Below are 16,777 nucleotides of genomic sequence, written 5' to 3' on the forward strand. Positions count from 1 at the left end.
ACTGTCGGTCAGTGCGGGCCAGGGGTGAAGAACACCGCGGATTCGGCGGGCAGGGTCAGGCGGGCGCTGTAGGGGCGGCCGTGGCTGGGGATCGCTTCGGCGCGGACCGCCCCCAGGTTTCCGACCCCGCCGCCGGCGTAGTCGATAGCGCCGGTGTTGAGGATCTCGCGCCACGTGCCGCCGGTGGGCAATCCGATGCGGTAGTCGTACAAGTCGGCGGTGGAGAAGTTGAGGACGCAGGCCACCGCGTGTCCGGGGCAGCCCGGCTCCGGGCCCAGCCGCAGAAAGCCGATCACCGTGTTGGTGGTGTCGTTGCCGTCGAGCCAGGAGAAGCCGTCGGCACGGTAGTCCTGCGCGTGCAGCGCCGGATACTCGCGATAGAGCCGATTCAGGTCGGCCACCAGCCGGGCGATGCCGGCGTGTGCGGGGTCGTCGAGCAACTGCCAGTCGGGGCCGTCGACGTCGGACCATTCGTTCCGCTGCCCGAACTCCTGCCCCATGAACAGCAGCTTCTTGCCCGGGTGCGCCCACTGGTAGGCCAGCAGAAGACGCACGCCGGCGGCCCGGTCGGAGCCGTCGGGGAGCCGGGTCCAGAGCGTCCCCTTGCCGTGTACCACCTCGTCGTGGCTCAGTGGGAGGACGAACTGTTCGGCCGTGGCATAGGTGAGGGAGAAGACCAGCCGTTCCTGCGCACGGCGGCGCTCCTCGTGCGGCCGGGAGACGAAGTCCAGGGCGTCGTTCATCCAGCCGAGGTTCCACTTGAAGTCGAAGCCCAGTCCACCGCGCGAGGTCGGGGCGGTGACCCCGGGCCAGGCGGTGGACTCCTCGGCCACCACGAGCGCTCCCGGGACCGCCTGGTGCACGGCATCGTTCAGCTCACGCAGGAAGGCCACGGCCTCGTCGTTCTCGTGGGTGCCGCGCTCATTGGGACGCCACTGTCCCGGTTCGCGCGAGTAGTCCAGGTAGAGCATGGCGGCGACGGCGTCCACCCGCAGACCGTCCAGGTGGAACTCCTCGCACCAGAACACGGCGCTGGCGATCAGGAACTCGCGGATCTCGGGGCGGCCCAGATTGAAGGCGTACGTGCCCCAGTCCGGCTGCTCGCGGCGCAGGGGATCGGCGTGCTCGTAGAGCGGGGTGCCGTCGAACCGGCCGAGCGCGAAATCGTCCTTGGGAAAGTGCGCCGGCACCCAGTCGAGCAGCACGCCCAGGCCGCGCGAGTGCAGATGGTCGACCAGGAACCGGAAGTCGTCGGCCGGCCCCAGCCGGGCGGTCGGCGCGAAGTACGAGCCGACTTGATAGCCCCACGATCCGCCGTACGGATGCTCGGTGATCGGCAGCAGCTGAATGTGCGTGAAGCCGTGTGCGACGGCGTGTTCGGCCAGCGGACCGGCGAGCTCGCGGTAGCTCGCGCCCGGGTGCCACGACGGCAGGTGCACCTCGTAGACCGAGACCGGTGCGGTGGCCGGATCGGTGGTCGCCCGGCCGGCCAGCCAGTCGTGGTCGTGCCAGACGTACTCCGACGGTGCCGCGATCACCGAGGCGGTCTCCGGCGGGCACTGCGTGGCGAGTGCGAGCGGATCGGCCTTGTCGCGGGCGATGCCGTCGGCGCCGAGCACGCGGTACTTGTAGGCGTGGCCGGGACCGGCCCCGGCCACGGCGGCCGTCCAGTGCCCGTCGCCGTCGCGTCGCATCGGGTGGGCGCCGGGGTCCCAGTCGTCGAAGTCGCCGAAGACGCTCACCGCGCGGGCGTTGGGCGCCCACACGCGAAACTCCGTCTCAGCCGGCCCGGGACGGGCCCCGAGCCGTTCCCAGAGCGGTCGCCGCGGACCGGTCACGACGACGATGCCCGACCGGCGAGCCGGCCCAGCGCGGCCCGCACCGCGGCCGGATCGGTGGTCCGCCAGAACGGCGGCAGGCCGGCGATCAGGTAGCCGCCGTAGCGTGCGGTCGCCAGACGCGAATCCAGGACGGCGACCACGCCCCGATCGGCGTCCGAGCGCAGCAGCCGTCCGGCGCCCTGCGCCAGCAGCAGCGCCGCGTGATTGGCCGAGACGGCGAGGAAGCCGTTGCCGCCGTGCGCATCGATGTCCCGCTGGCGGGCCGACAACAGCGGGTCGTCCGGGCGCGGGAACGGGATCCGGTCGATCAGCACCAGACTCAGCGACGGCCCGGGGACGTCGACGCCCTGCCACAGCGACAGCGTGCCGAACAGGCACGTCGGCTCGTCGGCGGCGAACTTCTCGATCAGCGTGGACGTGGTGTCCTCGCCCTGACACAGGATCGGGAAGTCGATCCGCTCGCGCAAGGCCTCGGCCGCTTGGGCCGCCGCCCGCATGGAGGAGAACAGCCCGAGCGTACGACCGCCGGCCGCTTCGATGAGGCCGGTCATCTCGTCCAGGGTGGCCGCGGCGGGACCGTCGCGGCCGGGCGGCGCGAGCGCCCGGGCCACGTACAGGATCGCCGACCGCGGGTAGTCGAACGGAGAGCCGACGTCCAGGCCCCGCCAGGAGGCGCCGGGATCGTCGTCGGCCGGCGGCAGTCCCCAGGCACGGGCCAGGGCGTTGAAGCTGCCGCCGATGGTGAGCGTCGCCGAGGTCAGGATCACCACGCTGTCGGTGAACAGCGCACTGCGCAGCAGTCCCGCCACCGACAGCGGGGCGATGTGCAGGCTCCGGCGAGTGTCCCCGCCGCGCAGACGCTCCTCGGCCAGCCAGATCACGTCGCGGCGCGCGGTCACATCCGGCTCGCCGAAGACGGTCAGGATCCGCACCACGGTGTCGTGCAGGTTCTCCACCGCGCTGATCGCCATCTGGCGGGCGGCCGCCGCATCCGCATCGGCGGGCGTCTTGGTGCCCGAGGCGGGCGGGGAGATCTCCGAGCGGGCTTCCCAGAGCCGGTCGCGCAGACTGGCCAGCACCTCGCCGGCACCGCCGGGCAGCCGCGTCCATTCGCCGACGCGGGCGTCGTCGAGAAGTTCTTCCAATCCGGCGGTGACCCCGGCCAGGGTCTCGGCGGTCTCGGTGGAGATCAGTTTGCCCGCCCGGCGGCTCACATAGTTCAGGCCGGCGGCCGAGACCTCCTCGGTGGAGACCGACGTGATCCGGTCCACCAACTCGTGCGCCTCGTCGATCACCACCACGCGATGCTCGGGCAGGATCGTCGCCGGACTCATCGCGTCGATGGCGAGCATGGCGTGATTGGTCACCACCACGTCGGCTTCGCCGGCGCGCCGGCGTGCGGCCTCGGCGAAGCAGTCGTCGCTGAACTCGCACGCCGCGGCGCCGATGCATTCGCGCGAGCTGACGCTCACCTGCCGCCAGGAACGGTTGTCCACGCCGGGGCTCAGATCGTCGCGATCGCCGGTCTCGGTGTCCGACGCCCACTCGCGCAGCCGGGTCACGTCGCGCCCCATCCGGGACAGCTCGAAAGCGTCGAACAGCTCGGCCCCGGGATCGTCGGCCTCCCCGGAGTGCAGCTTGTTCAGGCACAGGTAGTTCGCCCGGCCCTTGAGGATCGCGAACGACGGCTCCCGCGACAGCGGCATCGTCAGCGCCTCGGACAGGCGCGGCAGGTCGCGCTCGGTGAGCTGACGCTGCAGGGCGATGGTCGCGGTGGAGACCACGACCGTCTCACCGCTGTCGACGGCGTGCCGGATCGCCGGCACCAGGTACGCCAGGGACTTGCCGGTGCCGGTACCGGCCTGGACGGCCAGATGCCGCCCGTCGTCGATCGCGGTGGCGACGGCGGCGGCCATCTGGACCTGGCCGTCGCGGCGCGTGCCGCCCAGGGCGGTGACGGCGGAGGAGAGCAGGGAGGGGACGTTGGGCAGATCGCTCACTCGGGCGTGGCACCCGTGTACAGCAGGTCGCCCTCGAACTCGACCCCCGCCGCGCGCAATTCCTTCTCCGCACCGGCCCACGTCGCCGGCGAGATCGCCGCCGTGAAATTGAGCAGCACCCGGGTCGCCAGGCCGGCGCGTGCGGCGTCCAGAGCGGTGGCGCGGACGCAGTGGTCGGCGGCCAGGCCGACCACGTCGACCTCGGTGACGTGGTGGTCGCGGAGCCACTGGGCCAGCGGTGTGCCGTCCTCGTGGGCGCCTTCGAAGCCGGAGTAGGCGGCGCTGTAGGCGCCTTTGGAGAAGACCGCGTCCAGGCGCGCGGTATCGAGATCGCGGTGGAAGGCGACACCGTCGGTGTGGACCACGCAGTGCGGGGGCCAGGAGTCGACGTAGTCGGGATTCTCGGAGAAGTGGTCGCCCGGATCGATGTGATAGTCGCGGGTCGCCACGACGGTCTCGTACTCGTCCATCAGCGTGCTGATGGCCGCGGCCACGGCCGCACCGCCCGGGACGGCCAGGGAACCGCCCTCGCAGAAGTCGTTCTGCACGTCGACGACGATCAGTGCGCGTTCGGGCTCGCGACTCATGATGCCTCCGGTTGGTTCACATAGCGCGTTCCGATGGCCGGATCGCCGTGGCTCAGGCCCAGGCCCTCCCAGGGGAGGGTCACCAGGCCGCGCGCGAGGTGACTGCGCGCCTCGGTCAGCGTGGGCACGCCGTCCACCCGGTCGCCGCCGCGGACGAGCGGGATCTGCAGTTCGCGCAGATTCAGGCTACCGGCCGCCGACTCGGGCACCGCGGCGCCGTCGCGGTAGAGGATCTCCTCCACCACCGTGCCGGTGTCGCGGGCCGCCCGCACCGCGCGCTTGGCGCCGCCGTGGCTCTCCTTGTGGCTCGAGCGCTTGGCCACCGGGAGGCCGTCGACTTCGACCAGTTTGTAGACCATGCCCGCGGTCGGCGCGCCGCTGCCGGTCACCAGCGAGGTGCCGACGCCGTACAGGTCCACCGGCTCGGCGCGCAGCGAGGCGATCGCGTACTCGTCCAGGTCGCCGCTGACCACGATCTTGGTGCCGGTGGCGCCGAGGTCGTCGAGCTGCTGGCGGACCTGGCGGGCCAGCACCCCCAGGTCGCCGGAGTCGATCCGCACCGCGTTCAGGCCGGGCCCGGCCACCTCGATCGCGTTGCGGACGCCGGTGGTGATGTCGTAGGTGTCCACCAGCAGGGTGGTCTCCGGTCCGTGCTTGGCGACCTGCGCGGCGAACGCCGCCCGTTCGTCGCTGCCGCCGGGACCGGTGAACGCCAGCGTCCACGCGTGGGCCGCGGTGCCCGCGCTTGGCACCCCGTAGGTGCGGGCGGCCTCCAGATTGCTGGTGGCGGTGAGACCGGACAGGTACGCGGCCCGGGCCGCGGCGACGGCGGCGCGTTCGTGCGTGCGGCGCGAGCCCATCTCGATGATCGGTCGGCCGGCGGCGGCCGAGACCATGCGGGCACCGGCCGAGGCGACGGCGCTGTCGTGGTTGAGGATCGACAGGGCCAGTGTCTCCAGGACCACCGCTTCGGCGAATCCGCCGCGCACGGTCAGGATCGGGGATCCGGGAAAGTACAGCTCGCCCTCGGCGTAGCCGTCGATCTCGCCGCCGAATCGGTACGACCTCAGCCACTCGAGGGTGGGTTCGTCGACCACCCCGCGCAATGCGTCGATCTCGGCCGGCCCGAAGCGGAAGTTCTCCAGCTCGTCGAGGAGCCGGCCGGTACCGGCGACGACGCCGTAGCGGCGTCCGTCGGGCAATCTCCGGGCGAAGACCTCGAAGACGCAGCGCCGGTCCGCGGTCCCGGCCGCCAGCGCGGCCGAGACCATGGTGAGCTCGTACTGATCGGTCAGCAGCGCGGTACTCGTCACATTCGCTACCCTATAGCTCATGGCGCTCGAGGAAGCGGCACCCGGTACCAGCACCGGTACAGCGGTTGCCGAACCGGAGGCGGTAGTCGACCGTCCATGGGTGACGATCGTTTGGGACGATCCGGTCAACCTGATGAACTACGTCTCCTACGTGTTTCAGAAAGTCTTCGGCTATTCCGAGCCGAAGGCGCGCGAACTGATGCTTCAGGTGCACCACGAGGGCAAGGCCGTGGTCTCCGCCGGGGACCGCGCCAAGGTGGAAGGCGACGTCCGCAAACTGCATGCGGCGGGCCTGTGGGCGACGATGCAGCACGACTCCTGATGCGGACCTGGTCCCGGCGCGGCGCCGGTGCGGATCTGCGGATCTGCTCCAACCTGGAGAGCTACGAGTGTCAGCTGATCGCCTCGATGGTGCATTCCACCTCGGAGATACTCTCCGAGCGTGACGGCTCGGCTCCGCAGGATTCGCTCGCCGATCTCACCGGGATCCGGACCGGGCACACCACCGCGCCCCGCGATGCGACTCTGGGGCGCCTGCTCCCGGACTTCCATCGCCCCGACCAGGAGGAGTCGATGGCCGCCGCCCCGGTGGCCGCCGACCTCAACGGCGCGCTGCGCGGCCTCAACGAACCGCTGATCATCGACGCCAAATTGGCCGCGGCCCGGGTGGTGCTCGACACCTTGCCGCCCGACGGCGGCGACGTGGCGCTCACCGCCGACGAAGCCGACGAGTGGCTCACCGCGCTCAACGACGTGCGGCTGGCCCTCGGGGCGATGCTGGGCCTGGCCGACGAACCCGAGCGGCCCGGCCCCGATCATCCGCACGCCGGCCATTACGACGTCTACCAGTGGCTCACGGTGGTGCAGGAACTGCTGGTCGAGGCGCTGATGGGCCCGTGCTGACACCGCAGGCTCTGCCCGGGGACCGGATCACCGACGTCGCGGGCGTGGTCGTGGGCCACCACGGGCGCCTCGACGACGACGTGGTGATCGGCACCGACACCGAGCCGGGCCGCGGCTGGGCCACCGGAACGACGGTGGTGGTGGTGCCCGACGGCGCGGTCACCGCGGTGGACGTGCGCGGCGGCGGTCCCGGTACCCGGGAGACCGACCTGCTCGATCCGGTGAACACCGTGCTCGGCGCGCAGGCGATCGTCCTGTCCGGTGGCAGCGCCTACGGTCTGAGCGCCGCCGACGGGGTGATGCGGAGCTTGGAGGAGGCCGGCCGCGGACTGTCGATGGATCTGCTCGGCCACGTGGTGCCGATCGTTCCGGCCGCGGTGATCTTCGACCTTCCGGTGGGCGGCTGGCACCGGCGCCCGGACGCCGGTTTCGGGGCGGCGGCGCTGTCCGCCGCCGCCGCCGACTTCGCGATCGGCACCATCGGCGCCGGCACCGGCGCGCGCGCCGGCGCCCTCAAGGGCGGGGTGGGCACCGCGTCGCTGACCGTGCACGACGGTCCCGCGAGCGGGCTCACCGTCGGCGTGCTGGTGATCGCGAACCCGGTCGGCGCGGTGATCGACCCGGCGACCGGCCTGCCGTGGGGAGGCGAGGACCTGGACCACCACGGATTGACGGCGCCGGCGGCCACGGAGGTGGCGGCGCACGCCGAACTGACCGCGAAGGGCACCGTGCTGAACACCACCATCGGGGTGGTCGCCACCGACGCGACCCTGTCGGTGGGCGGGGCCCGCCGCCTGGCGATGTCCGGACACGACGGGCTGGCCCGCGCGATCCGGCCGGCGCATTCGCCGATGGACGGCGACACCCTGTTCGCGGTGGCGACGGGGCAGAAGACCGCCGATCCGGAGAAGGCGGTGCCGATGCCACCAGGCATGGACGCCGACGCCCCCGTCGTCGCGGCGTTGTGCGAAGCGGCGGCCACCGTCACCCGGCGGGCGGTGGTGTCGGCGGTGCTGGCGGCCACGGCCGTCGGGACGGTGCCGGCCTACCGCGACGTGCTCGGTTCCGCGTTCGGCGAGCGGCCGGCCGGGTGACCGGCGCGCCGGTACCGGCCACTCGGCCGCAGTGGCCGCGGTGGCAGCGCTGCGGGGTCACCATGGCGGTGATCGTCGCGGCGCTGTTCGTGATCGAAGGGATCGACGCGGCCACCGACTACCGGCTCGATCAAGCGGGAATCGTGCCGCGGACGGCCGACGGCCTCACCGGCATCGTGTGGGCGCCGCTGCTGCACATCGACTTCGCCCACTTGATCGCGAATGTGGTGCCCGGCGCGGTCCTGGGCTTCCTGCTGTTGATGGCGGGGCGTTTCCTGGCGGTGACCGCCGTGGTCTGGGTGGTGTCCGGCTTCGGGGTGTGGCTGACCGCCCCCGCGGGCACGGTCACCGTCGGCGCCTCGGGCATCGTCTTCGGCTGGCTCACCTATCTGCTGGTGCGGGGGATCTTCAACCGCGACTTCTGGCAGGTCCTGGGCGGTCTGGTGCTGCTGGTGGTGTACGGGGGCATCCTCTGGGGGATGGTCCCGGCGGGCGGCGCGGTCAGCTGGCAGGGACACCTCTTTGGCGCACTGGGCGGTGTCCTGGCAGCCTGGGTACTGGCCGGTAGCGACCGACGGGGTCGTGGCGGCGCAGACCGAGGAGGACCGAGATCGCTGGCGACGACGTGAAACTGGCTCCCATCGGCATCTTCGATTCCGGTGTCGGCGGCCTGACCGTGGCGCGCGCGATCATCGATCAGCTGCCCGACGAGGACGTGCTGTACATCGGTGACACCGCCAACGGGCCGTACGGACCGCTGACGATCCCGGAGATCCGGCGGCACGCGCTCGCCATCGGCGACGAACTGGTGCAGCAGGGCGTGAAGGCGATCGTCATCGCCTGCAACACCGCCTCGGCGGCCTGTCTGCGCGATGCCCGCGAACGCTACGCGCCGATCCCGGTGATCGAGGTGGTTCTCCCGGCGGTGCGCCGCGCGGTGGTCGCCACCAAGAACGGCAAGATCGGCGTGCTGGGCACGGAGGCCACGGTGGCCTCGCGCGCCTACCAGGACGCCTTCGCGGCCGCCCCGAACCTGGAGGTGACCGCCGTCGCCTGCCCGCGGTTCGTCGACTTCGTCGAGCGCGGTGTCACCAGCGGCCGACAGATCCTCCAGCTGGCGCAGGGCTACCTCGAGCCCCTGCAGGAGGCGGGCGTGGACACGGTGGTGCTCGGCTGCACCCACTATCCGCTGCTGTCCGGTGTGCTGCAGCTGGTGATGGGGGACGAGGTGACGCTGGTGTCCAGCGCCGAGGAGACGGCCAAGGACACTTTCCGGGTGCTCACCGAAACCGATACTCTGCACCCGCATTCCGGACGGGGCGCCGCCCGCACGTTCTCGGCGACCGGTGACCCCGATTCGTTCCGCCGTCTCTCGACCAGGTTCCTGGGACCGACGGTCGGCGAAGTGACGCATCTGTAGCCGTGCGGACCCCGAGTAACGGGTCGGTCAAGCCGCCCGGTTCGACAATGGACGGCCGCGGGCTCGTGGCAGAGTGGGTCTCATGCGGTTGACGGTCCTCGGGTGCTCGGGAAGTGTGAACGGTCCCGGCGCCCCGTGCTCGGGCTACCTCCTGCAGGCGGACGGGGAGGACCCGGTGCTGGTGGACTGCGGGCACGGCGTTTTCGGGGAGCTGCTGCAGCACGCCAACCCGAGCCGGGTGGCGGTTCTGCTGTCCCACCTGCACGCCGACCACTGCCTGGATCTGCCCGCGATGCTCGTCTGGCGGCGCTGGGCACCGGACAAGGCCGATCACCGTTCGCCGCTCTACGGCCCGGCCGGCACCGCGCTGCGCATCGGTGCGGCCTCTTCGGAGTACCCGGGCGAGATCGATGACATCAGCGACACCTACGACGTCCACGAGTGGGTGGACCGCTCCCCGGTGACGGTGAACGGCCTGCACGTGGAGCCGTTCAAGGTCTCCCATCCGCCGTCGACCTTCGGTCTGCGGATCACCGGACCCGACGGCGAGGTGTTCGTCTACAGCGGCGACACCGGCTACGCCGACGTGGTGGTGGACCTGGCCCGGGACGCCGATCTGTTCCTGTGCGAGGCCTCCTGGACGCACGCCCCCGGCGAGCGGCCCGAGGACCTGCACCTGTCCGGCTCCGAAGCCGGGGACCTCGCCAGCCGCGCCGCCGCCCGCTCCCTGGCGCTGACCCACGTCGTCCCGTGGAGTGACGCCGACGCGATCCTCGACGAGGCCCGCGCGGCCTACAAGGGGCCGCTGCAACTGGTCCACCAGGGCCAGATCATCGAAGTCCGCCCACCCTTCCCCGGCTGAGCCGCCGCCCACCTGTCGGTGGTCGAGCCGGTCGAGCCGCCCCTTGTACCGTTGGTTGAGCCGGTCGCGCCCGCAAGGGCGAGAGCGTGTCGAAACCGAACCCGCGGTGCACCTGCCGGTCGGCACCGGATCGATACGGCTCGACGTGGCCCGCCGAAATCGGGGTGCGCTCCCGGTGCGGTGGGTCGGAAGCCGATAGAGTTGGGGCCGTGAGCACACGAGCAGACGGCCGCGCCGACAACGAGTTGCGGCCCATCACCTTCACCCGCGGTTTCACCTCCAATCCGGCAGGTTCGGTCCTCGTCGGTTTCGGCAACACCCGCGTGCTGTGCACCGCCTCGGTCAGCCCGGGCGTGCCGCCGTGGCGGCGCGGTTCGGGCCTGGGCTGGCTCACCGCGGAGTACGCCATGCTGCCCGGCGCCACGCACGAGCGGTCGAGCCGAGAGTCCGTGCGCGGCAAGGTCGGTGGCCGCACCCACGAGATCAGCCGCCTCATCGGCAGGTCGCTGCGCGCCTGCATCGACCTGGCCGCACTCGGCGAGAACACCATCGCCCTCGACTGCGACGTGCTGCAAGCTGACGGCGGCACCCGCACCGCGGCCATCACCGGCGCCTACGTGGCGCTGGCCGACGCCGTGACCTGGCTCGGTGCGGCCGGGAAGCTGGCCGACCCGCAGCCGCTGAGCTGCATCATCGCGGCGGTCAGCGTGGGCGTGGTGGACGGTCGCGTCCGTCTCGACCTGCCGTACGAGGAGGACTCGCGCGCCGAGGTGGACATGAACGTCGTCGCCACCGACGCGGGCACCTTCGTCGAGATCCAGGGAACCGGCGAGGGCGCCACCTTCCCGCGCGCCACCCTCGACAAGCTGCTGGACGTCGCGATGGTCGGCGTCGACCAGCTGGTGGTCGCGCAGCGCGAGGCGCTGGCCGAGCCGTACCCCGGCGTGCTCCCGGACGGTGAGTGAGCCGGCATGACCGACGCAGCGGCCGGGACGGTCGTGCTCGCCAGCAACAACGCCAAGAAGCTGGCCGAGCTGCGCCGGGTGGTCGACGCCGCGGGCATCACCGGACTGACGGTGCTCGGTCTCGGTGACGTCCCGGAGTACCCCGAGCCCGTGGAGAACGGTGCCTCCTTCGAGGAGAACGCCCTGATCAAGGCCCGCGCCGCCGTGGCGGCGACACGGCTTCCCGCGCTTGCTGACGACTCCGGCCTCACCGTCGATGCGCTCAACGGCATGCCCGGTGTGCTCTCGGCGCGATGGAGCGGCGGGAAGGGAGATCAGGCGAACAACGATCTGCTGCTGGCGCAGCTGGCCGACGTCCCCGGGTCGCGGCGGGGCGCCGCCTTCGTCTCGGTGTGCGCACTGGTCAACGCCGACGGCGAGGAAGCGGTCGCGCGCGGAGAATGGCACGGCCGGATCGTCGCCGAGCGGCGGGGCGCCAACGGCTTCGGCTACGACCCGTTGTTCGTCCCCGACGACGAGGTGGCCGCAGGCCGCACGTCCGCGGAACTGACCGCGGCGGAGAAGGATTCGCTGAGCCACCGGGGCAAGGCGCTGGCCGCGCTGGTTCCGGCGCTTCGGTCCCTGGCCGCGGCGGACTGATGTCCGACGATCCGATCGCCGCCGCGCGCGCCAACTGGGTGCGCGCCGGCTGGGGGGAGGCCGCCGAGGGGATGACGGCGGTCACCTCGGTGATGCGTGCGCACCAGATCCTGCTGGCGCGCGTGGAGGCGGCGCTGCGGCCGTTCGGACTCAGCTTCTCCCGCTTCGAACTGCTTCGGCTGCTGGCCTTCTCACGTTCGGGCGCACTCCCGATCACCAAGGCCAGCGATCGGCTGCAGGTGCACGTCACCAGCGTGACGCACGGCATCCGGCGGCTGGAGGAGGACGGCCTGGTCCGGCGCAACCCGCACCCCAGCGACGGCCGCGTGACGCTTGTGGAGATCACCGACCAGGGGCGCGAGTTGGTCGAACGGGCCACCGTCGCACTGAACGACGAGGTGTTCACCGCAGTCGGCATCGGCGACGACCAGGTGCGCGCGCTCACCGCCGCGATCGACACGCTCCGGCGCGAGGCCGGGGACTACTGAATCCGCACCCCGCCGATCGCGCCGGAGGAGACTCCGCTCAGCGGAGTGTGGTGATGACGGCGCTGAAGTCGAGCCCGGGGGACCGGTCGGCGAAGCCGCGATAGATCTGCGCGGCATGTTCGCCGAGCGGAGCGCGGGCCCCGGTGGAGACCACGGCGTCCATCGCCAGGCCGAGATCCTTGTTCATCAGCGCGGTGGCGAAGCCGGGAGCGAAGTCGTTGTTCGCCGGTGAGGTGGGCACCGGGCCCGGGACCGGGCAGTTGGTCTCGATGGCCCAGCAGTTGCCGGTGGCCCCGGTGATCACGTCGTACAGGGCCTGATCCTTCAGCCCGAGCTTCTGTGCCAGGGTGAAGGCCTCGCCGACGGCGATCTGCTGCACGGCCAGCAGCATGTTGTTGCAGAGCTTGGCGGCCTGACCGGCACCGGAACCGCCGCAGTGAATGATCTTGCCGGCCATCGGATCCAGTACGGCCCTGGCGGCGTTGAAGGCTTCGTCGGTGCCGCCCACCATGAAGGCCAGCGTGCCGGCCGTCGCGCCCTTGACGCCGCCGGAGACCGGGGCATCGAGCTGCTCCAGACCCCGTTCGGCGGCCATGTCGTGGATGGCCCGGGCATCGTCGACCGAGATGGTCGACGAGTCGATCAGCAGTGCGCCGGTCGGGACGAAGGGCAGCAGCTCCTCGTAGCAGTTCTTCACGATGGCCCCGTTGGGGAGCATGGTGATCACGGTGTCGGCGGTCGCGACGGCCTCGGTGAGGCTGTCGGTCACGGGGACGTTCGCGGACTGGGCGGCGGCACGGGCATCGGCGGAGACGTCGAACCCGATGACGTCGTATCCGTCCTTCACCAGATTGGCGGCCATGGGCCCGCCCATGTTGCCGAGGCCGAGGAATGCGATGTTCATGGTCTTCTCCGTCATCGATCGGTGGTCCGGTGGCGATCGGCGATGGCGCGGCCGATCACCACCTTCATGATTTCGTTGGTGCCTTCCAGGATGCGGTGAACCCGCAGATCCCGCACGATCTTCTCCACTCCATACTCGTGGAGGTAGCCGTAGCCGCCGTGCAACTGCAGCGCCTGGTCGGCGATCCGGTGGCAGGTCTGCGTCACGTGCAGCTTGGCCATGGCGCAGCGTTCGACCTTGTCGGGCTCGCCGGCGTCGAGGGCTGTCGCCGCGCGCGCCAGCATCAGCCGTGCGGCCGCCAGGTCGGTCGCCATCTCGGCGAGCGTGAACCGGATCGTGGGCTCGTCGATCAGCGCCTGACCGAACGCCTTGCGGTCGGCGACGTAGTCGGCCGCCTTGTCGTAGGCGGCCTGTGCGCCGCCCAGAGAACAGGCGGCGATGTTCAGCCGTCCGCCGTTGAGACCGTTCATCGCGATTCCGAAGCCGCGGCCCTCCTGCTCGCCCAGCAGGCTGGACGCCGGGACCCGCACGCCCTCGAAGATCACCTGTGCGGTGGGCTGGGCGTGCCAGCCCATCTTGTGCTCGGACGGCCCGAAGCCGAGACCGGGGGTGCCGGCCTCCACCAGGAAGGTGGAGATGCCCTTCGGGCCGGGCTCGCCGGTGCGCGCCATCACCACGTACAGGTCGCTGACGCCGCCGCCGGAGATGAACTGCTTCACGCCGTCGAGCACGTACTCGTCGCCGTCGCGCCGGGCGCGTGTGGTCAGCGCCGCCGCGTCCGAACCCGCACCGGGCTCGGTGAGGCAGTAACTGGCGACGGACTCCATCGAACTGAGCCGTGGAATCCACTGGGCCCGTTGGGATTGCGTGCCGTAGGCGTCGACCATCCACGCGCACATGTTGTGGATGGACAGGAACGCCGCGACCGCCGGATCGGCGTAGGCGAGCTGCTCGAAGATCCGGACGCCGTCCAGGCGGCGCAGCCCGGAGCCGTCGTGTTCGGTGTCGCAGTAGATCGCGCCCATGCCGAGTTGGGCGGCCTGGCGCAGCTCGTCGACGGGGAAGTGTGCCGCCGCATCCCATTCCAGGGCGTACGGTGCCAGCTTCCGGTCCGCGAAATCGGCTGCGGCGGAGACGATCTCGCGATCGTCGGGGTCGAGGTCGGCGTCGGTGTACCCGTGCATCGCCGTCACTTCATCGTCGGGATGACGAACTCGGCCCCACCGGAGGTGCCGGCCTGACCGGTGCGCACCGCCGAGGACGGGAAGCGCGAGGTGATGGTCTTGGTCTTGGTGTAGAACTGGATCGACGTCGGACCGTGCTGGTTGAGGTCGCCGAATCCGGAACGCTTCCAGCCGCCGAAGGTGTGGTAGGCCACCGGAACCGGGATCGGCACGTTGACCCCGACCATGCCCACCTCGACGCGCGAGGCGAAGTCGCGGGCGGCGTCGCCGTCGTTGGTGAAGATCGCGACGCCGTTGCCGTACTGGTGGTCGTTCGCCAGGGCCAGGGCCTCTTCGTAGTCGGCGGCGCGCACCATCACCAGCACCGGACCGAAGATCTCGTCGGTGTAGATCGACATGTCGCGGGTGACGTTGTCGAACAGGCTCGGGCCGATGAAGAAGCCCTCGCGCAGATCGGTGTCGGAGAAGCTGTCGTCGGCGGCGCCCTGGCCGCGGCCGTCGATCACCAGCTCGGCGCCCTCGGTCACGCCGGCGTCGAGGTAGTGGTGCACGCGGTCGAGCGCCGACTGCGCCACCAGGGGGCCGTAGTCCGACCGCGGGTCCAGGCTGTGTCCCACGTGCAGTCCGGCGATCCGCTCGACCAGCTTCTCGCGCAGGCGGTCCGCGGTCTCCTGGCCGACCGGCACGGCCACCGACAGGGCCATGCAACGCTCGCCGGCACTGCCGTACGCGGCGCCGAGCAGCGCATCGGCCACCATGTCCAGATCGGCGTCGGGGAGGATGATCGCGTGGTTCTTGGCTCCGCCGAAGCACTGCGAACGCTTGCCGCGGTCGGCGGCGCCGGAGTAGATGTACTGCGCGATGTCCGAGCTGCCGACGAAGCCGAGGGCCTTGACGTCGGGGTGCTCGATGAGCGCGTCGACCGCCTCCTTGTCGCCGTGCACCACCTGGAAGACGCCGTCGGGAAGTCCCGCCTCGGTGAACAGTTCGGCCAGCCGCACCGGCACCGAGGGGTCGCGCTCGGAGGGCTTGAGGATGAAGGCGTTTCCACAGGCCAGCGCGGGACCGGCCTTCCACAGCGGGATCATCGCCGGGAAGTTGAACGGGGTGATGCCGGCGACCACACCGAGCGGCTGGCGGACCGAGTGGACGTCGATACCGGCACCGGCGCCCTCGGTGTACTCACCCTTGAGCAGGTGGGGGATGCCGACGGCGAACTCGATCACCTCGAGGCCGCGCTGGATGTCGCCGCGTGCGTCGGCGAGCGTCTTGCCGTGCTCCAGGGAGAGGGTGGTGGCCAGCTCGTCCATCTCGTCGTTGACCAGGGCGATGAAGCGCATCAGGACACGGGCGCGGCGCTGCGGGTTCCAGCTCGCCCACTCCGCCTGTGCAGTCCGGGCCGAGGCGACGGCCGCATCGACCGCGGAGGCGTCGGCCAGGGGCACCGTGGCCACGACCTTCCCGGAGTTGGGATCGTAGACGTCGGCCTGGCGGGCGTCCGGGGCGTCGACGCGGGCGCCGTCGAGGTAATGGGGGATGGTTCGCAGATCAGCCATGCCCCAAATATACTAGGACATCCAAGTAATTGGAAGGTTTGTCGACAGATCTACTGAAACTGCAGGTCAGAGGCTGAAGCGCTCGCGGACCTCGACGGTGCGGATGTGCTCGACCCAGAAGGAGAGCAGCGGAATGGTGCCCGCGAGCACGGTGATGAACGTCGTCCACAGCGACCAGCGCACCTTCATCGCCAGGTCGAGGGTGAACAGGAAGTACAGGAAGTAGATCGCGCCGTGCACCGGCCCGATCCATTCGAGGCCCTCCACGCCGAAGCCGTACTTGGCGATCATCTCGGCGCACAGCACCAGCAGCCAGACACCGGTGATCCAGGCCATCACCCGGAACTTCTGCAACGCGCTCTTGATCGACGCGGGAGACGCGGTCACCTTCTTGGCGGGAGCCGCCTCGGTGCCGGCCGGAGACTGCTGAGGGGTGTCGGTCACTTCTGGTCCTTCGTCGTGCTGGGTTCGGGGCTGCTGGGCTCGGTCGTGACGGGCTCGGTGTTGACGGAAGCGGGGGTGCCGGGGGTGCGGTCGAGTTCCGCGAGGTAGCGGTTGTACTCGGCGGCGGCCGGGTCGTCGGGGGCGTCGCGCAGAGCGGCGACCGCGGGATCGGCGGCGGTCGGGCGTTCGGGCAGGATCCCCTCGGGGATCTCGGTGGGGCCGCTGCGTGAGCGCTGCTGTTCCACCTCGGGGTCCTCCTCCAGGATCACGAAGCGGCGATAGGCCCACACGAAGGCGATCGCGAAAACGGGCCACTGCAGGGCGTAGCCGAGGTTCTGCGCGGTGCCGGAGGCCGACTCGAAACGGTCCAGCTGCCACCATCCCAGAGCCAGGCAGGCCGCCGCGGCCACGGCGACGAGAACGATCAGCGCCGGCCGGTGCCGCCGCCGAGGCTGCTGAGGGGTCGTCTCCACGGTATCGACGGTACCTGTTCATGCGATGTGACCTGCGCCCCGCCGGAGGGAGCCGGGGCGGACGGCGGCCGGGTGGAACTGTGGTGCACGATAGGTAAGCTGAC

Annotated in this window: 18 protein-coding genes; 9 read left to right on the plus strand and 9 right to left on the minus strand. The window is 71.0% G+C overall.

The features are described 5' to 3' along the window. Window positions 1–8: 8 nt before the first annotated feature. From glgB to ABD732_RS11790, 4 genes are read right to left on the minus strand one after another with little or no spacing between them, the layout of a single operon-like run. Complete coding sequence (glgB, locus tag ABD732_RS11775; RefSeq protein WP_344783876.1) at window positions 9–1,838, minus strand: 1,4-alpha-glucan branching protein GlgB; 1,830 nt, start codon at window positions 1,836–1,838, stop codon at window positions 9–11. Beyond that, entirely contained in the window at window positions 1,835–3,841 is a 2,007-nt protein-coding gene (locus ABD732_RS11780) for an ATP-dependent DNA helicase (RefSeq protein WP_344783878.1), read from the minus strand. The genes glgB and ABD732_RS11780 overlap by 4 nt, the downstream gene beginning before the upstream one ends. Next, window positions 3,838–4,428 (minus strand): isochorismatase family protein, encoded by a 591-nt coding sequence (locus ABD732_RS11785; protein WP_344783880.1) that lies wholly within the window; start codon window positions 4,426–4,428, stop codon window positions 3,838–3,840. Before ABD732_RS11785 ends, ABD732_RS11780 begins: the two co-directional genes overlap by 4 nt. Further along, entirely contained in the window at window positions 4,425–5,762 is a 1,338-nt protein-coding gene (locus ABD732_RS11790) for a nicotinate phosphoribosyltransferase (RefSeq protein ID WP_344783882.1), read from the minus strand. Before ABD732_RS11790 ends, ABD732_RS11785 begins: the two co-directional genes overlap by 4 nt. Between ABD732_RS11790 and clpS the strand changes: the two genes are divergently transcribed. The 9 genes from clpS (at window position 5,761) to ABD732_RS11835 (ending at window position 12,112) form a co-directional block, all read left to right on the plus strand. Then, complete coding sequence (clpS, locus tag ABD732_RS11795; RefSeq protein WP_344783884.1) at window positions 5,761–6,063, plus strand: ATP-dependent Clp protease adapter ClpS; 303 nt, start codon at window positions 5,761–5,763, stop codon at window positions 6,061–6,063. The genes ABD732_RS11790 and clpS overlap by 2 nt on opposite strands. Next, a complete protein-coding gene (aosR, locus tag ABD732_RS11800; RefSeq protein ID WP_344783886.1) occupies window positions 6,063–6,644 on the plus strand; it encodes an oxidative stress transcriptional regulator AosR in 582 nt (193 codons plus the stop codon). The genes clpS and aosR overlap by 1 nt, the downstream gene beginning before the upstream one ends. Then, a complete protein-coding gene (locus ABD732_RS11805; protein ID WP_344783888.1) occupies window positions 6,638–7,738 on the plus strand; it encodes a P1 family peptidase in 1,101 nt (366 codons plus the stop codon). The genes aosR and ABD732_RS11805 overlap by 7 nt, the downstream gene beginning before the upstream one ends. A 62-nt stretch (window positions 7,739–7,800) precedes the next feature. Further along, window positions 7,801–8,367, plus strand: a complete 567-nt coding sequence (locus tag ABD732_RS11810) for a rhomboid family intramembrane serine protease (protein WP_344784115.1) — start codon at window positions 7,801–7,803, stop codon at window positions 8,365–8,367. Further along, window positions 8,364–9,158 carry a glutamate racemase gene (gene murI / locus ABD732_RS11815; RefSeq protein ID WP_344783890.1) on the plus strand — a complete coding sequence of 265 codons (795 nt, stop codon included), beginning with the start codon at window positions 8,364–8,366 and terminating at the stop codon, window positions 9,156–9,158. Before ABD732_RS11810 ends, murI begins: the two co-directional genes overlap by 4 nt. A gap of 82 nt (window positions 9,159–9,240) precedes the next feature. Next, window positions 9,241–10,020 (plus strand): cyclic nucleotide-degrading phosphodiesterase, encoded by a 780-nt coding sequence (locus ABD732_RS11820; protein ID WP_344783892.1) that lies wholly within the window; start codon window positions 9,241–9,243, stop codon window positions 10,018–10,020. 209 nt (window positions 10,021–10,229) lie between these two features. After that, the gene (rph, locus tag ABD732_RS11825) at window positions 10,230–10,985 is read left to right on the plus strand and encodes a ribonuclease PH (protein ID WP_344783894.1); all 756 of its coding nucleotides are present in this window, start codon (window positions 10,230–10,232) and stop codon (window positions 10,983–10,985) included. Between the two features lie 6 nt (window positions 10,986–10,991). Continuing rightward, a complete protein-coding gene (rdgB, locus tag ABD732_RS11830; RefSeq protein ID WP_344783896.1) occupies window positions 10,992–11,624 on the plus strand; it encodes an RdgB/HAM1 family non-canonical purine NTP pyrophosphatase in 633 nt (210 codons plus the stop codon). Further along, window positions 11,621–12,112 carry a MarR family winged helix-turn-helix transcriptional regulator gene (locus ABD732_RS11835; protein ID WP_344784117.1) on the plus strand — a complete coding sequence of 164 codons (492 nt, stop codon included), beginning with the start codon at window positions 11,621–11,623 and terminating at the stop codon, window positions 12,110–12,112. Before rdgB ends, ABD732_RS11835 begins: the two co-directional genes overlap by 4 nt. Window positions 12,113–12,149: 37 nt before the next feature. Here the strand turns inward: ABD732_RS11835 and mmsB are convergent, their stop codons facing one another. The 5 genes from mmsB to ABD732_RS11860 all read right to left on the minus strand — a co-directional run bounded on the left by mmsB (window position 12,150) and on the right by ABD732_RS11860 (window position 16,673). Then, window positions 12,150–13,016 (minus strand): 3-hydroxyisobutyrate dehydrogenase, encoded by an 867-nt coding sequence (gene mmsB, locus ABD732_RS11840; protein WP_344783898.1) that lies wholly within the window; start codon window positions 13,014–13,016, stop codon window positions 12,150–12,152. 11 nt (window positions 13,017–13,027) lie between these two features. Further along, window positions 13,028–14,200, minus strand: coding sequence for an acyl-CoA dehydrogenase family protein (locus ABD732_RS11845; RefSeq protein ID WP_344783900.1), 1,173 nt, complete (start codon window positions 14,198–14,200; stop codon window positions 13,028–13,030). Between the two features lie 5 nt (window positions 14,201–14,205). Beyond that, the gene (locus tag ABD732_RS11850; protein ID WP_344783902.1) at window positions 14,206–15,756 is read right to left on the minus strand and encodes a CoA-acylating methylmalonate-semialdehyde dehydrogenase; all 1,551 of its coding nucleotides are present in this window, start codon (window positions 15,754–15,756) and stop codon (window positions 14,206–14,208) included. A 66-nt stretch (window positions 15,757–15,822) separates the two neighbouring features. Next, on the minus strand, window positions 15,823–16,200 hold the full coding sequence (locus ABD732_RS11855) for a DUF3817 domain-containing protein (protein ID WP_344783904.1): 378 nt from the start codon (window positions 16,198–16,200) through the stop codon (window positions 15,823–15,825). Beyond that, on the minus strand, window positions 16,197–16,673 hold the full coding sequence (locus ABD732_RS11860; RefSeq protein ID WP_344783906.1) for a transcriptional regulator: 477 nt from the start codon (window positions 16,671–16,673) through the stop codon (window positions 16,197–16,199). The genes ABD732_RS11855 and ABD732_RS11860 overlap by 4 nt, the downstream gene beginning before the upstream one ends. Between the last annotated feature and the right edge of the window lie 104 nt (window positions 16,674–16,777).

This window comes from Gordonia caeni (assembly GCF_039537105.1).
GTDB lineage: Bacteria > Actinomycetota > Actinomycetes > Mycobacteriales > Mycobacteriaceae > Gordonia > Gordonia caeni.

What these genes read in the sequence shown, in the direction of transcription:
- ABD732_RS11785 (WP_344783880.1), bottom strand. Translation starts at nt 4,428, where the DNA reads ATGAGTCGCGAGCCCGAACGCGCACTGATCGTCGTCGACGTGCAGAAC.
- clpS (WP_344783884.1), top strand. Translation starts at nt 5,761, where the DNA reads ATGGCGCTCGAGGAAGCGGCACCCGGTACCAGCACCGGTACAGCGGTT.
- ABD732_RS11790 (WP_344783882.1), bottom strand. Translation starts at nt 5,762, where the DNA reads ATGAGCTATAGGGTAGCGAATGTGACGAGTACCGCGCTGCTGACCGAT.
- aosR (WP_344783886.1), top strand. Translation starts at nt 6,063, where the DNA reads ATGCGGACCTGGTCCCGGCGCGGCGCCGGTGCGGATCTGCGGATCTGC.
- ABD732_RS11810 (WP_344784115.1), top strand. Translation starts at nt 7,801, where the DNA reads ATGGCGGTGATCGTCGCGGCGCTGTTCGTGATCGAAGGGATCGACGCG.
- ABD732_RS11820 (WP_344783892.1), top strand. Translation starts at nt 9,241, where the DNA reads ATGCGGTTGACGGTCCTCGGGTGCTCGGGAAGTGTGAACGGTCCCGGC.
- rdgB (WP_344783896.1), top strand. Translation starts at nt 10,992, where the DNA reads ATGACCGACGCAGCGGCCGGGACGGTCGTGCTCGCCAGCAACAACGCC.
- mmsB (WP_344783898.1), bottom strand. Translation starts at nt 13,016, where the DNA reads ATGAACATCGCATTCCTCGGCCTCGGCAACATGGGCGGGCCCATGGCC.
- ABD732_RS11845 (WP_344783900.1), bottom strand. Translation starts at nt 14,200, where the DNA reads ATGCACGGGTACACCGACGCCGACCTCGACCCCGACGATCGCGAGATC.
- ABD732_RS11850 (WP_344783902.1), bottom strand. Translation starts at nt 15,756, where the DNA reads ATGGCTGATCTGCGAACCATCCCCCATTACCTCGACGGCGCCCGCGTC.